The sequence below is a fragment of the Streptomyces sp. NPDC041200 genome, assembly GCF_055591805.1.
The window spans coordinates 188,793-202,384 of sequence record NZ_JBVIZF010000004.1; the positions used below are offsets into that span (position 1 = coordinate 188,793).

The 13,592-nt window shown below is 71.3% G+C and carries 13 protein-coding genes; 11 read left to right on the top strand and 2 right to left on the bottom strand.

Annotated elements, in window-relative coordinates:
- Positions 1-13: 13 nt before the first annotated feature.
- Positions 14-922, bottom strand: coding sequence for an NAD(P)-dependent oxidoreductase (locus ACZ6CL_RS14430; protein WP_468935663.1), 909 nt, complete (start codon positions 920-922; stop codon positions 14-16).
- An 87-nt stretch (positions 923-1,009) separates the two neighbouring features.
- Here ACZ6CL_RS14430 and ACZ6CL_RS14435 point away from each other — a divergent pair, with 87 nt between their 5' ends.
- Entirely contained in the window at positions 1,010-1,378 is a 369-nt protein-coding gene (locus tag ACZ6CL_RS14435) for a winged helix-turn-helix transcriptional regulator (protein WP_468935665.1), read from the top strand.
- Positions 1,379-1,405: 27 nt separating this feature from the next.
- Here ACZ6CL_RS14435 and ACZ6CL_RS14440 read toward each other — a convergent pair whose 3' ends face one another.
- Positions 1,406-2,725: a phosphatase PAP2 family protein gene (locus tag ACZ6CL_RS14440; protein WP_468935668.1), complete on the bottom strand. Its 1,320-nt coding sequence runs from the start codon at positions 2,723-2,725 to the stop codon at positions 1,406-1,408.
- A 236-nt stretch (positions 2,726-2,961) separates the two neighbouring features.
- Between ACZ6CL_RS14440 and ACZ6CL_RS14445 the strand changes: the two genes are divergently transcribed.
- From ACZ6CL_RS14445 to ACZ6CL_RS14490, 10 genes are all read left to right on the top strand, one after another.
- Positions 2,962-3,972 (top strand): polyprenyl synthetase family protein, encoded by a 1,011-nt coding sequence (locus ACZ6CL_RS14445; protein WP_468935671.1) that lies wholly within the window; start codon positions 2,962-2,964, stop codon positions 3,970-3,972.
- Positions 3,863-4,615, top strand: a complete 753-nt coding sequence (locus ACZ6CL_RS14450) for a tryptophan 2,3-dioxygenase family protein (RefSeq protein WP_468935673.1) — start codon at positions 3,863-3,865, stop codon at positions 4,613-4,615. Before ACZ6CL_RS14445 ends, ACZ6CL_RS14450 begins: the two co-directional genes overlap by 110 nt.
- A 17-nt stretch (positions 4,616-4,632) precedes the next feature.
- Entirely contained in the window at positions 4,633-6,030 is a 1,398-nt protein-coding gene (locus ACZ6CL_RS14455; protein WP_468935675.1) for an FAD-dependent oxidoreductase, read from the top strand.
- Between the two features lie 126 nt (positions 6,031-6,156).
- The gene (locus tag ACZ6CL_RS14460; protein ID WP_468935678.1) at positions 6,157-7,185 is read left to right on the top strand and encodes a polyprenyl synthetase family protein; all 1,029 of its coding nucleotides are present in this window, start codon (positions 6,157-6,159) and stop codon (positions 7,183-7,185) included.
- Positions 7,186-7,307: 122 nt separating this feature from the next.
- A complete protein-coding gene (locus ACZ6CL_RS14465) occupies positions 7,308-8,672 on the top strand; it encodes an MFS transporter (protein WP_468935680.1) in 1,365 nt (454 codons plus the stop codon).
- A 16-nt stretch (positions 8,673-8,688) separates the two neighbouring features.
- On the top strand, positions 8,689-9,882 hold the full coding sequence (locus ACZ6CL_RS14470; RefSeq protein WP_468935683.1) for a cytochrome P450: 1,194 nt from the start codon (positions 8,689-8,691) through the stop codon (positions 9,880-9,882).
- A gap of 25 nt (positions 9,883-9,907) precedes the next feature.
- Positions 9,908-10,123 (top strand): ferredoxin, encoded by a 216-nt coding sequence (locus ACZ6CL_RS14475; protein ID WP_468935686.1) that lies wholly within the window; start codon positions 9,908-9,910, stop codon positions 10,121-10,123.
- A gap of 42 nt (positions 10,124-10,165) precedes the next feature.
- Positions 10,166-11,956, top strand: a complete 1,791-nt coding sequence (locus ACZ6CL_RS14480) for an FAD-dependent monooxygenase (protein WP_468935688.1) — start codon at positions 10,166-10,168, stop codon at positions 11,954-11,956.
- Positions 11,957-11,960: 4 nt separating this feature from the next.
- Positions 11,961-12,350 carry a limonene-1,2-epoxide hydrolase family protein gene (locus ACZ6CL_RS14485; protein WP_468935690.1) on the top strand — a complete coding sequence of 130 codons (390 nt, stop codon included), beginning with the start codon at positions 11,961-11,963 and terminating at the stop codon, positions 12,348-12,350.
- Between the two features lie 2 nt (positions 12,351-12,352).
- Positions 12,353-13,546: an acyl-CoA dehydrogenase family protein gene (locus tag ACZ6CL_RS14490; RefSeq protein WP_468935693.1), complete on the top strand. Its 1,194-nt coding sequence runs from the start codon at positions 12,353-12,355 to the stop codon at positions 13,544-13,546.
- Positions 13,547-13,592: the final 46 nt, after the last annotated feature.

Sequence of the window (13,592 nt, forward strand, 5' to 3'; positions counted from 1 at the left end):
GAGGGGATTTGGGTCAGCGCGGGTCGCGTATGCCGTCGATGATGCGGGTCCAGTTGTCGCCACCGTGGCCGTCGTCGATCGCGCGGCGGTAGTGCGACTGGACGGCTTCGGGGAGGGCGAGGCCGAGGCCGAGCGAGGCGCTGGTCTCCACGATGTGGTCGGCCGTCGCGCCCATCATCGTGACGGTGCTGAGGTCGCCCGGATGCTCCCCGGCGTCCAGCGCGGCGCCGGGTGTCTCCTCGCCCGCTCGCACGATGGCGCCGACCGAGTCGGCGAGGGAGAGCAACTCCGGCAGTGCATCCCGGGCCTTGAGCCCCGCACTGCCCAGCATCGCGGTCGCGTGCATCAGACCGGACAGGGTGGTGAGGAACACCGCCAGCGCGGCTTGGTACATCATCTGGGCGAGGCCCGGGTCCTCGCCCAGGTACTTCGGCGCGCCGAGCAGGGCCAGCGCCGCCTGGTGACGCTCCATCACCTCGCCGGGTCCGCTGTAGTAGACGTAGGACGCCTCGGTGCCGACCATCGGCGCCGGAACCATGACACCGCCGGTGAGGAACGTGGCGTCGTGGCCCGCCGCCCACGTGGCCGCCGCGCGGGTCCGGTCGGGAGTGTCCGAACTCAGATTGACGAGCGTCCGGCCGGTGAGCGATCCGGTGGCGCCGCCCAAAATGTCGTACATCGCCTGGTAGTCGGTGAGGCTGAGGATCACCAGCCCGCTCGCCTCGACCGCCTCGGCCGGTGTGGCCGCGAGCCTCGCCCCGTCCGCGACGACTCCGTCCGCTCGGCTCGCGGTGCGGTTCCAGACGGTGACCGGGTGACCGGCGGTGAGGAGGGTACGGGCCATGGCCTGGCCCATCGGCCCGAGGCCGATGACGGTGACGGGGCTGTCCTGCCGCAAGAATGAGGTGTGTTGTTCGTTCACCCCTCCATGCTCGGAGCATGTCGCTATTCTCGGAAGTACCCACTAAATACTGCGGTACTTACCTTTTTGTAAGGGAGAAGCTCAGCGATGGCCAAGACGCCGCGATGCGGGCCCTACATCTGCGGCGTCGATGCCGCGCTCGATGTCGTCAGCGGTAAGTGGAAGGGGCTGATCCTCTGGGATCTGGACAACTACGGGGTACGCCGCTTCGCCGAGCTGCGCCGTGGACTGCCGGGTGTGAGCGAGAAGATGCTGACCCAGCACCTGCGCGAGATGGAGGAGGACGGTCTCGTGCACCGGAAGGTCTACGCCGAGGTGCCGCCCCGCGTGGAGTACTCCCTGACCGAGCACGGGCACACGCTCAACCAGGCGCTCGGCCCGCTCGGCGCCTGGGGCCTGGAGCGGATCCGCCGCGAACGCTCCGAGGCGGTCGATGTGCACGAGCCCGCACACTGAGAAGCCCGCCGTCCGGCGCGCCATGGCTCACGCCGGTTCGGGCTGCGGTTCCGGTGGCCGCACGGGCGCGGCCTTCGGTTCCCATCCCCGGGTGGTCCGTATGTAGCCGTGGATCACCGAGGCCATCGCGAGAAGGAGGAGGGGGCCGAACACCCACGGGTGGTGGGCCATCTCCATCGGCAGATAGCGATAGGACACCAGGAGCGCGGCGAAGACCGCCGTGCCGTAGCCGACCAGCTGGATCGCCGACCGGTCCCAGCCGCGGTCGAGCGCGCGCAGGGCTGCCTCGATCGTGATCGTGAACACCACTCCGGCAATGAGGTCCACGCCGTAGTGGTAGCCGAATCCCAGCGTCGCGCAGAGCGTGGCAACCAGCCAGAACGTGCCCGCGAACCGCAGAATCCGTGGGCCCGTGCGGGAATGAATGAAGATCGCGGTAGCCCACGCCGTATGCAGGCTGGGCATGCAGTTACGGGGCGTGACCGCGTCGTACAGCACCGGGTGCGGGGTGGTGACCGGCGTGGACGTGTGGGGCCACAGGCTGGCGATCGCCCAGTGCTCGCCGCCGGTTCCGAAGGCGCCGGAGCCGTAGGCGAAGACCGGCCCGACCACCGGGAAGATCATGTAGATGGCCGGTCCGACGAGGCCGATCACCAGAAAGGTGCGCACCAGGTGATGGCCCGGGAAGCGGCGCTCGGCCGCCACGTTCCGCAGCTGGTAGGCCGCGACGATGGCCGCGGCCACCGCGAGCTGGACGTAGACGCCGTCGAGCACCTTGGCGCCGATCGGGCCGGTGGCCGCGAGGATCCGGCCTGCCAGCCACGACGGGTTGCCCAGCGCGTGATCGGCGACGGCCACGTACTGATCGAGCACCATCGGGCGGGTCTTCGAGGTGATCAGCAGAAAGGCGTCGCCGGTTTTGCGGCCTGCTACCAGCAGCAGCCCCAGCCCGACGCCTTTCAGCAGCAGGGCCCGTTCCTGGCCCTCGCGGCGCGTGATGGCGATGACCGCGTAGGCCAGGATCACCCAGAGCGCGCCATTACCGAAGGGGTGGCCCTCACTCGTCGTGATGCCGGCCGCCCACCGCACCAGGAAGAAGACGGCGTCGATGCCGATCGCGGCACCGGTCGCGATGAGCCTCTCCCGCCGGGTGAGCACCACCATCATCAACGCCATGCCCGCGTACAGCATGAACCCCGATTTGGGGGCGAATATCACCTCGCGCACCTGGTTGGTGAGCGGCCCCGGCTGGCCATAGCGACGCGAGGCGATCTCCAGCGCGACGATGAATCCGAGGGCCGCCACAACCGCCGTGGTCCACAGCAGCGCCCGTGGCCGGCGCCACACGGCGAACGCATCTGTGCGGGGTTTTCGCGAAAGCACCCGTGAAGGTTTGGGTATCAATTACTTGGCCGTTTTGTTAGGTGTTCCTTGATCGTGAGTTCGATCATGATATCGGAGCGGTGGGGCGGCTGACCGCGGGAGCGCGAAGGAGCACGAAGATGCCATTCCGGGTGTCCTCTCGGGCCGAGGTCGCCCGGCGCTGAAGACATGGGGGGCACGGCGCTCCTAGCGTCAGCGGCATGACGGACAACGTCGACTTCATAGCGGACATCGATGTGCCTCAGGTCGCTGATGCCGAAGTAGCCGCTCTGGTACGGGCCGAGGTGGAGTACCGATGGCCGAACGGTGTCTCGGGCCTCGACGAAGTGGTGCGTTACGGATTGGTGCCCTTCGGCAAGATGATGGGCCCCTGGCTGGTGATCCGGTCCAGCCTCGCGGTGGGGGGTGACCTGGCGGCCGCTCTTCCCGCCGCGGTGGCCCTGGAATGTGTGCAGGTCGGCGCGATGATGCACGACGACATCATCGACCGGGACGGAGAGCGGCGCAGCAAGACGGCCGCGCACACGGTGTTCGGGGAACCGACGGCGATCGTGGGCGGGGACGGGCTCTTCTTCCACGGCTTCGCCGCGCTGTCCGAGTGCCAGGAAGCAGGGGCTCCCGCCGCACGGGTCGCACGGGCACTGGCCGTGCTGTCCCGGGCCGGTCTGCGCATCGGAAGCGCGGCCCTTCAGGAAATCCGGATGAGCCGCAGTGTCTGTTCCGTCGAGACGTACCTCGACATGATCAGGGACAAGAGCGGCGCTCTGCTGTGGATGGCATGCGGTGTGGGTGCCACCCTCGGCGGGGCGGACGACACCGCTTTCAACGCGCTCAGCCAGTACAGCGACCAGCTGGGCATCGCGTACCAGATCCGCGATGACCTGATGGCGTACGACGGAACCCGGGCGGGCAAACCGAACGTCTCCGACGTGCGCAACGGCAGGCCCACCCTGCCCGTGCTGCTCGCGCACGAGCGCGCGCCGCGCGAGCAGCGGCGGCGGATCGAGCGGCTGCTCGCGGACACCGCGTCGTCGGTCGAAGAGCGGTACGAGGCCATGTCCGAGCTGGTCAACGCCTTCGACGGCGTCCAGGCGGCACGGGATGTGTCGCACCGGCACGTGCGCTCGGCCGAGGAGGCGCTCCAATGCCTCCCGCCCACCGAGCACAGGAACGCCCTCGCGGAACTCACCGTGCCCGGCCGCCTGGTGTAGCGCGGACTCACCCGAGGAGGTGGCTCTCATGACCGGCATGACCTATGCGACGTACCTGCGCCTGGACGAACTGCTGTCGCTGCAGCATCCGCTCACGCCGGTGACGCTGCAGGACGAGCACGACGACGAACGGCTCTTCATCGTCGTGCACCAGTCGTCCGAGACACTGCTCAGCCAAGTCCTCGTGGACCTGCGCCACATCGCGGCGAACGAGTGCGGACAGCGGTGTTTCGCCCACCGGGCGGAACGGGCGACACGGCTGATCGACGCCCTGGAGGGGCAGTTGACGCTGATGCGCCACACGCTGAAGCCGGAGGACTTCCTGCGGTTCCGGGACCGGGTCGGAACGGCGAGCGGTCTGCAGTCCGAGCAGTTCCACGAACTGTTCGCGCTGACCGAGTGCCTGCTGCCGGGAGGCGCCGGTCACCTCCTCCCGGTGGACCCCCGCCAGCGCGACGGGCTGAGCGCCGCCGTGCGGCGGTGGCGCCGTACCCACCTGGAACTCGTCGAGTACATGATCGGCAGTCTGCCGGGCACGGCGAAGACCTCCGGCGTCCGCTACCTGGCCAGCCGGCTGAACGGAGCGCCGCGGGACGAGGGCGGCCACCGCGCGGCCGTCGCGGGGAAGCGGGCGCGTTCGTGACACGTGAGAGGCGGCACATGCGCGCACAGTCCCCGGGTCTGTCCCCGGGTTCGGCCCCGGGCTTATCGCTGGGACACGTGGTGGTGATGGGCGGCAGCGTGGCCGGTCTGCTCACCGCCCAGGCGTTCTCGCGCCACGCGGAGCGGGTGACGGTCCTCGAACGCGACCAGTACGAGGAGAGCCCCGGCCCCCGCGCGGGCGTGCCGCAGTCACGCCACACCCACGTGCTGCTGACCAGTGGCATGAGGGCGCTGGACGAGCTGCTGCCCGGCCTGGTGTCCGAGCTGAGGGAGGCGGGCGCGCCGTGTCCCGCCGTTCCGGGGGACGTGGGCGTGTGGCAGGCGGGTCAGTGGATATCCCGCCGCAATCCGTCCCGTCCGATCATGACCCCGTCGCGCCCCTTCCTGGAACATCGCATCCGCGGGCGGGTCCTGGCCGATCCCCGCATCTCGGTCCGGACGCAGACCGAGGCGGCGGGACTGCTGGGCCGCCCCGATCACATCACCGGCGTCCTGGTCCGTGGCCGGGGATCCGATCACCACCTCCGGCAGGAACTCGCGGCCGACCTCGTGGTGGACGCCACCGGGCGGGCCAGCCGTACGCCTCAGTGGCTCACCGACCTCGGCGGCTCACCGCCCCGTGAGGACGTGGTGGAGACCGGGCGGGCGTATGCCACGGCCGTCTTCCGCGGCGACGGCCCGCCCGAGGACCTCAAGGGCTTCTACATCGTTCCCGACGCCGGGCAGCCGTTCGGCGCGATCATCCTGCCCGCCGAGGACGACCGCTGGATGGTCACCCTGTCCGGGCCCCGGGACCACGCGCCACCCACCGACCCGGCCGGTTTCACCGCGTTCGTCGATCGCCTCCCGCACACCGCTCCCCACAAGTGGCTCAGCACGGCACATCCCGTCGGCCGTCCCGTGGGATACCGGCACACCACCAACCGGCGCCGCCACTACGACCGTATGGGGCGCGCTCGCAGGGGACTGCTCGTGGTCGGAGACGCGGCGTGCGCCCTGAACCCCGTCTACGGGCAGGGCCTGTCCGTCGCGGCCCTGAACGCGGTCGCGCTCACCCGGGCGCTGGCCGCCGAACGCCCGCCGTCGCCGCACGCCCTGCAACGCGCGGTCCTGCGGTCGTCCCGCGATGCCTGGGACGTGGCGACGGGTGTGGACAGCACCATGCCGGGGGTCGTCGGCAACGCGGTACGCACCGGTCCCGCCAACCGGCTCCTGACGCGGTACCTGGACCGCGTACGCGACCGCACACCGGGCGATCCGGTCGTGTGCACCGCCAACCGGGACGTCCTGTTCCTGCTCGCCCCGCCCCGCAGCCTGCTCACCTCCCCTCAGGTTCTCCGCCGATCCCTGCTGCGTCCCGTGGTGCCGACACCACGCGACCTGCCCACGCAGTGACCACCCCCGAGCGACAGTGAAGGGCCACACCATGCGACACCCCAGCGTGTCCGTCCCTCCGCGGGCGGACCGACCCCGGACGACCCGCCGCGTGCGCACGGACCTCACGAGCGGGCGGTGACGGCCATGACCACCACGACACCGGCCGACCTGCTCTCCTCGGTCCTCGCCACGAGCCGGGCGGCACTCGAACCGGCCCTGCGCGACGCCGTCCGGACCCATCTGAGCCCGGAGCTGGGGCAGATCGCCCAGTACCACATCGGATGGGCGGACGCCGACGGCAGGCCGACCAGCACCTGGGGCGGCAAACTGGTCCGCCCCACCCTGGCGCTGCTGTCGGCGCGGGCGGCGAACGGCACGGCCGAAGACGGCATTCCGGCCGCGGTGGCCGTGGAGCTGGTGCACAACTTCTCGCTGCTGCACGACGACATCATGGACGGCGACGCGTCCCGTCGCGGCCGCGCGACCGCCTGGAAGGTCTTCGGCGTGCCCGGCGCCATCCTCGCCGGGGACGCGCTGGTGGCCGCGGCCGGGGCCGTCCTGCTCGACGCCGACGGCAAGGGCGCCGCCTCGGCCGCCACGTCGCTGATGACCGCCACCCAGCGCATGATCAGCGGCCAGGGAGCCGATGTCGGCTTCGAGCGGCGCGGCGATGTGACCCTGGCCGAGTGCGTGCGGATGGCGGGCGACAAGACGGGAGCGCTGCTCGCGTGTGCCTGCTCGCTCGGCGCGGACCTCGTCGGCGCGGACCCGGAACTGGTCAAACGGCTCGCCGCCTTCGGTGAGCACGTCGGCCTCGCCTTCCAGCTCGTCGACGACCTGCTGGGGATCTGGGGCGAGGAGAAGCAGACCGGAAAGCAGGTAGGGGCGGACCTGCGGGTCCGCAAGAAGTCGCTGCCCGTGGTGGCCGCCCTGTGCGCGGACGGATCGGACGAGCTGGCCGCTCTCTACCTCCGTCCCGAGCCGCTGAGCGAGCCGGACGTGCGCCACGTCGCGGCCCTGGTGGAACGCGGGGGAGGGCGGGACTGGGCCCGGGACGAGGCGGCCCGCCAGGTCGCCGCGGCGGAGGAATGCCTTGCCGCCGCGGGGCTCGCGGACGGGGTGCGCCATGAGTTCCAGGAGGTCGCCGGGTTCATCGTCGGCAGGCGGTTCTGATGCGGCGACGGGACCGGGGCCTGGCCCCGGACGACACGGCTCCGCCGGAAGGCACAGCGCCGCCGCACACCGAGTCCGGAAGGGCCGGCGCGCCGGATCCCCCCGCCGGACCCGGGACCGTCGTGGTTGTCGCCTTCGCCGTGGGCGTGGCCGCGATGACCCAGACCATGGTGGTGCCCCTGCTGGGCGAGCTGCCGAGACTGCTGGACGCGGGCGTGGCGGGCACCTCGTGGGTCGTCACCGCGGCCTCGCTGGGCGGGGCGGTCACCAGCCCGGTCGTCGGCCGCCTCGGCGATCTCTACGGCAAGCGGCGGCTGATGCTGATCGTGCTCGGTCTGGTGACGCTGGGCTCGCTGCTGTGCGCGGTGGCCGACTCACTGGCCCCCATGGTCATCGGCCGCGGGCTGCAGGGCGTCGGCATGGGGCTCGCACCGCTCGGCATCAGCCTGCTGCGCGATGTGCTGTCCCCGCGCCAGCTCGGCCCGGCGATCGCGCTGACCTCATCCGTCCTGGGGGTCGGCGCGGCGGTCGGGCTGCCGCTGGCCGCCGCGGCGGCGCAGTTCGCCGACTGGCACCTGATGTTCTGGGTGATGGCCGTGCTGACGACGGTGTTCGGTGTGCTGGTGGCCCGGCTGGTCCCGGCGCCCCCGGGGCTGGCCCGCGGGCGCTTCGACGGCGTCGGGGCGCTGGGGCTGAGCGCCGGGCTGACCGCGCTGCTCCTGGCGATCTCGTACGGCGGCGAATGGGGCTGGCGCAGCACCCCCACCCTCGGCCTTGCCGTCACCTCCGTGGTGGTGCTGGCGCTGTGGGGCGTATGGGAGCGCCGGGTGGCCGATCCGCTGATCGATCTGGTCACCACGGCACGGCGGCCCGTGCTGCTGGTGAACATCACCTCCGTCGTGGTCGGCTTCGCCCTGTACGCACAGATTCTGATGGTGCCTCAGCTGCTGGAACTCCCGGAGCGCACGGGCTACGGCTTCGGCCTGTCGACCGTGCGGGCCGGTCTGCTGATGCTGCCCGCCGGGCTGGCGATGATGGGCGCGTCGGCGGTCGGCGCCAGGATTTCCGCGGCCCGCGGCCCCAAGTTCTCGCTGCTGCTGGGCACCGCGCTGATCGGCCTGGGTTACGCGGTCTGCCTGGTCCAGATGGACTCGATCACGATGCTGGTGATCGGCACCGTGGTGTCCAACGGCGGCGTCGGGGTCGCCTACGGAGCGATACCCGCGCTGATCATGACGGCCGTCTCGCCCACCGAGACCGGGGTCGCCAACGGGTTCAACACGCTCATGCGGTCCATCGGCACGTCGCTGTCCGGCGCCGTGATCGGCGCGATCTTCGCCGGGCGGAGCATGCCGCTCGGCGGAACCTCCGTCCCGCTGCGGGGAGCCTTCGTGCTCATCGCGGTGGTCGGCATGGCCGGAGCGGTGTTCGCCCTGGCGACCGGCGCCGCGATCCCCGGCCGGCCGCACGAATCTTCTTCCTCATGAGCAGAGAGGCCATGTCATGACCGAAACCCAGGCGACCTCCAGCGCGGGACGCGCCGCCGGATGCCCGTTCGCACCCGCCCCCGAACTGTACGCGGCACAGAAGGACGACGCACTGCACCGGGTCACGATGCCCAACCCGCTGCTCGGCGACTTCGAAGCGGTGCTCGTCACCCGGTACGACGACGTCAAGAGCGCGCTCGCGAACGACCAGTTGCGGATGGGCGGGTCCATGCCGTACCAGGCGGGCAACCTGCTGAGCTACGACGGCGCCGACCACACCCGCCTGCGGCGCATGCTGACCGGGTCGTTCACGACCAAGCGGGCGCGGGAACTCCGGCCGGCGATCGAGGGCGTCGTCGCGACCGCGCTGGACGCGCTGGCGGAGGCCGGTCCGGGCGCGGACCTGGTGCAGGTCTTCTGCAACCCCATTCCGACGCTGGTCATCTGTGAACTGCTGGGCGTGCCCTACGCCGACCGCGAGGACTTCCAGCGCCGCACCAAGGTCGCGCTGGACTTCAGCGTCAGCCGCGAGGTGCAGATGGAGAAGGCCGCCGAGATGGAGGCCTACATGGCCGGGCTCGTGGCGCGCCACCGGGAGCACGCGGGCGACAACGTGCTGGGCCGGGTGGTGCGCGAATTCGGCGACCAGCTCACCGACAGCGAACTGGCGGGCATCGGCAACATGCTGCTCATCGCCGGGCACGAGACCATCGCCAGCACCCTCTCGGCCAGCATCGCGCTGCTGCTCCAGCACCCCGATCAGCTCGCGGTGGTACGGGACGACCCCTCGGCGACCGACGGCGCCGTCGAGGAGCTGCTGCGGTACTGCGCACCGGCCGCCATCCTGCCGCGCCAGGCGGCCGGGACCATGTGCGTGCGCGATCAGGAGATCAAGGAGGGCGAACGGGTCGTGGCGTCCGTCCTGGCAGCCAACCGGGACCCCTCGGCGACCGGCCACGACCAGAGCCAGGGCCATGACCAGGACCTGGACCGGCTGGACGTGCGGCGGCCTCCGCACCGCCACCTCACCTTCGGCTTCGGCCCGCACCAGTGCCTCGGCCAGCAGCTGGCGCGCATGGAGCTGCGGGTGGCGCTCCCGGCGCTGTTCACCAGGTTCCCCACGCTGCGGTCGGCCGTCCCGCACGACGAACTGGACTACCGCACGAACGCGCTGGTCTTCGGCGTGAACACCCTGCCGGTGACCTGGTGACCGACGACCGGAAGCGGAGCTGACCATGAACGTCGAGGTCGACGAGGCCAGATGCGTCGCGGCCGGAAACTGCGCCGCGTTCGCGCCCGCGGTCTTCGACCAGCGCGACGACGACGGCACGGTGATCCTGCTCGATGCGACTCCGCCGGAGAGCGAGTACGAGCGGGTCCGGGAGGCCCACCCGCGGTGCCCGGCCGCCGCCATCGTCCTGCACGAGAACCCATCGGACCGCGGCAAGTGACCACACCCTGCCGAGAGTTCGCCCAACCCCAGGGGAAAACCCATGTATGACGTAGAGGTGCCCGTTCTCGTTGTCGGTGGCGGCGGCTGCGGACTCAGCGCGTCGGTCTTCCTGTCCGACGCGGGCGTGCGCCACCTGCTGGTGGAGCGCCGCGAGTCGACCTCGGTACTCCCCAGGGCGCACTATCTGAACCAGCGCACCATGGAGATGTTCCGGCAGCACGGGATCGCCGACGACGTCTACCGGATCAGCGCCCCACTGGCCAACATGAGCGAGGTCGTCTGGCGCACCTCGCTGGCCGGTGACGACCCCGTGGACGCGCGGGAGCTGCACCGGATGGACGCCTTCGGCGGCGGCAGTACCGCCGGTCCGTACGCGGCCGACAGCCCCGGCCCCTCGACGAACCTCCCGCAGCACCGGCTGGAGCCGCTGCTGCGCCGCCACGCCGAGCAGCGGGCGCCGTCCAGCCTGCTCTTCCACCATGTGATGGAGGAGTTCACCCAGGACGAGGACGGCGTGACCGCGCGGATCACCGACCGGACGACCGACGAGACGAAAACCGTCCGCGCCCGGTACCTGCTGGGCGCCGACGGCGGCAGGAGCGTCGGTGCCGCACTGGGCGTGCCGATGGACGGCGCCGGTGGCGGGTTCACCATCCTCTCGGTCCACTTCAGCGCGGACCTGTCCCGCTGGTGGAGCGGCGACTCGGTGCTGATGACCCACATCATCAGCCCCGAGGGCGAGGTGTCCGTGGTCGTCGCGGCCGGACCCGACTGGGGCCTGGCATCCGACGAATGGGCGCTGCACTTCCGGCTGCCACCGGGCGCCGCGGCGGACCTCGGCCCGGAGGCGATCGCCACGAGGGTGCGGGAACTGCTCAAGCTGCCGGAGGACCTGAGCCTGCGGGTTCACCATGTGAGCGAGTACCGGCCGGAGGCCGTCGTGGCCCGGTCCTTCCGGTCCGGCCGGGTCTTCCTCGCGGGGGACGCCGCCCACCGGCAGCCGCCCGCGAACGGCGGGGGCCTGAACACGGCGATCCAGGACGCGCACAACATCGCCTGGAAGCTCGGGGCCGTGCTCGGCGGCCGGGCCGACGACGCGCTGCTCGACTCCTACGAGGCGGAACGGCTGCCCGTCGCCACGCGCAACGTGGGATGGGCGATGTTCAGCCTGCGCAACTACTCGGTCCTGTTCGGGAGCCTCGGTGTGCAGCCCGGGCAGCCGGAGGCCACCCGGGCGAGCTTCCGCGAGCTGCTCTCCGACACGCCGATGGGGGAGACCCGGCGGGCCGTGGTGCGCGAGGTGTTCGGCACCCAGCGGATGGAGTACCAGGCGCACGACATCGAACTCGGCCACCGCTACGAGAGGGGGGCGGTGATCCCGGACGGCACCCCGCCGCCGCCCCGGGACCCGATGGGCGCCACGTACCATCCGCTCACCCGGCCGGGTCACCGGCTGCCGCACGCGTGGCTGCGGCACGGCGACACCCGGGTGTCCACGCACGACCTGGTCGGCAACAGCGGCGGCTTCGTGCTGATCACCGGGCCCCTGGGCGAGGGCTGGGCGGTCGCGGCCAAGAAGGCGGCGGACACCCACGGCGTGGCGCTCAGCGTGGTGCCCATCGGGAGCAGGCCCGACGAGGCGGGCCACTGGGACGCCGAGGGCACCTGGGCCGCGGTGCGCCAGATCGACGACGGTGGCGCCGTCCTCGTACGCCCGGACAACCACGTGGCCTGGCGCGGCGCCACCGCGAGCGAACACCCCGACGAGGACCTGGACGCGGTGTTCCGCGCGCTGTTCGTACGGCCCGCGCCGACGACCGAAGGGAGCTGAGCAGATGACCGCCGACAAGCACCAGCTGATCGTCCGGGAGTTCCTGACCGCGATGGGCCCGACCCCCGCGGACGTCCGCGCCGCGGTGGAGCGTTTCCTGACCGACGACTGCGTGTGGGAGAACCCCGGGGCGCCGGTGTGCCGGGGCAAGGGGGAGATCCTCGCCCTCATGCCCGCCGACTTCGCACGGCTGGAGGTCAGGTTCCGGCACCTGGCCACGACCGCCGACACCGTCCTGGCCGAGCGGATCGAGAACATGTTCCGCACCGACGGCACACCCCTCGCACGGAACCTCAGGGTGATGGCGGCGTTCGAGCTGCGGGACGGCCGCATCAGCGCCTGGCGGGACTACTACGACAGCACCAACCTCCTGTCCGAGCACCCGGAATGGTAGCCATGACGAATACCCGAACGGATCCGATGGAACTGCGAGCGGAACTTGTCGACAGGGTCCACAAGTTCGGGCCCGTCTTCGCGGACGGTGTCGCCGAGGGGGAGCGGGAGCGGAGGCTGCCCGACAGCAGCGTCCGGGCCATCGACGACTCACAGGTGAGCAGGCTCTGGACCGCGAGAGCCTACGGCGGACTCGAAGCCGATGTGCGGACGCTGAGCGAGGTCACCAAGGCCCTCTCCCACTACTGCCCGTCCACCTCGTGGGTGGTCAACAACATCAACGGGTCGAACCTGCTCGCCGCGAAATTCCCCAAGACGGCGCGGGACGAGGTGTTCGGGACCAATCCGGGCGCCAAACTGGCCTCGATCTTTGCGGCGCAGGGCACCGCGGTCAGGACTACGGGCGGGTATCTGCTCACCGGCACCTGGCCGTACGGCACCGGCATTCTGCACGCCGACTGGGCGATCCTGATCGCGAAGGAACTGGGCGCGGACGGGGAACCGGTGGGCGCGCTCTCCGTGCTGGTGCCCACCGCGGATCTGACGGTCGAGGACACGTGGCACACCGTGGGCATGCGGGCCACCGGCAGCCACACCGCCGTGGCCCGGGAGGTGTTCGTCCCCCAGCACCGGGTGATTCCGGCCGCGCTGCAGCGGGGGCGGGAGAACGCCACCGACACCACACTGCCGCCGCTGTTCCGCTCGGCGGCGATCGCGGCCATGGCCACCATCTGCGCCTCGGTGGTGATCGGCGTCGGCCAGGCCGCGCGCGCCTTCGTCGTCGAGCGGGCGCCGGGCCGGGGCATCGCGCCCACCGGCTTCACGAGCCAGCCGGACTCACCCACGTTCGTGTCCGCACTCGGCAAGACGGCGTTGCGGATCGACGCGGCCGAGCTGCACGTGAACCGGGCCGCCGACGCGATCGACGCGGCCGCCGCCGCGGCCACCGCGCTTCCCGACAGCGAACTCCTGCGCATCCGCGGTGACGTCGGGCAGGCGGTGAACCTGGTGACCGTCGCCCTCGACGAGCTGATGTGGGCCCACGGCGCGGCCGCCTTCGCCCAGTCGAATCCGATGCAGCAGTACTGGCGGGACGCCAACACCGCGGCCCGGCACGCCATGCTCAACGTCCACGTCGGCCATGAACTCTACGGCGGGGCGTTCTTCGGCCTGGACCCCATCGTCCCCAGCCTCTGACCACCGCCCGCCCTCTGACCACCGCCCGCCTTCTCCCGCGCACGTT

Excerpts from the sequence above, each read along its gene's own strand:
- ACZ6CL_RS14435 (WP_468935665.1), top strand. The coding sequence starts at position 1,010 with ATGGCCAAGACGCCGCGATGCGGGCCCTACATCTGCGGCGTCGATGCC.
- ACZ6CL_RS14445 (WP_468935671.1), top strand. The coding sequence starts at position 2,962 with ATGACGGACAACGTCGACTTCATAGCGGACATCGATGTGCCTCAGGTC.
- ACZ6CL_RS14450 (WP_468935673.1), top strand. The coding sequence starts at position 3,863 with ATGTGTCGCACCGGCACGTGCGCTCGGCCGAGGAGGCGCTCCAATGCC.
- ACZ6CL_RS14455 (WP_468935675.1), top strand. The coding sequence starts at position 4,633 with ATGCGCGCACAGTCCCCGGGTCTGTCCCCGGGTTCGGCCCCGGGCTTA.
- ACZ6CL_RS14460 (WP_468935678.1), top strand. The coding sequence starts at position 6,157 with ATGACCACCACGACACCGGCCGACCTGCTCTCCTCGGTCCTCGCCACG.
- ACZ6CL_RS14470 (WP_468935683.1), top strand. The coding sequence starts at position 8,689 with ATGACCGAAACCCAGGCGACCTCCAGCGCGGGACGCGCCGCCGGATGC.
- ACZ6CL_RS14475 (WP_468935686.1), top strand. The coding sequence starts at position 9,908 with ATGAACGTCGAGGTCGACGAGGCCAGATGCGTCGCGGCCGGAAACTGC.
- ACZ6CL_RS14480 (WP_468935688.1), top strand. The coding sequence starts at position 10,166 with ATGTATGACGTAGAGGTGCCCGTTCTCGTTGTCGGTGGCGGCGGCTGC.
- ACZ6CL_RS14485 (WP_468935690.1), top strand. The coding sequence starts at position 11,961 with ATGACCGCCGACAAGCACCAGCTGATCGTCCGGGAGTTCCTGACCGCG.
- ACZ6CL_RS14490 (WP_468935693.1), top strand. The coding sequence starts at position 12,353 with ATGACGAATACCCGAACGGATCCGATGGAACTGCGAGCGGAACTTGTC.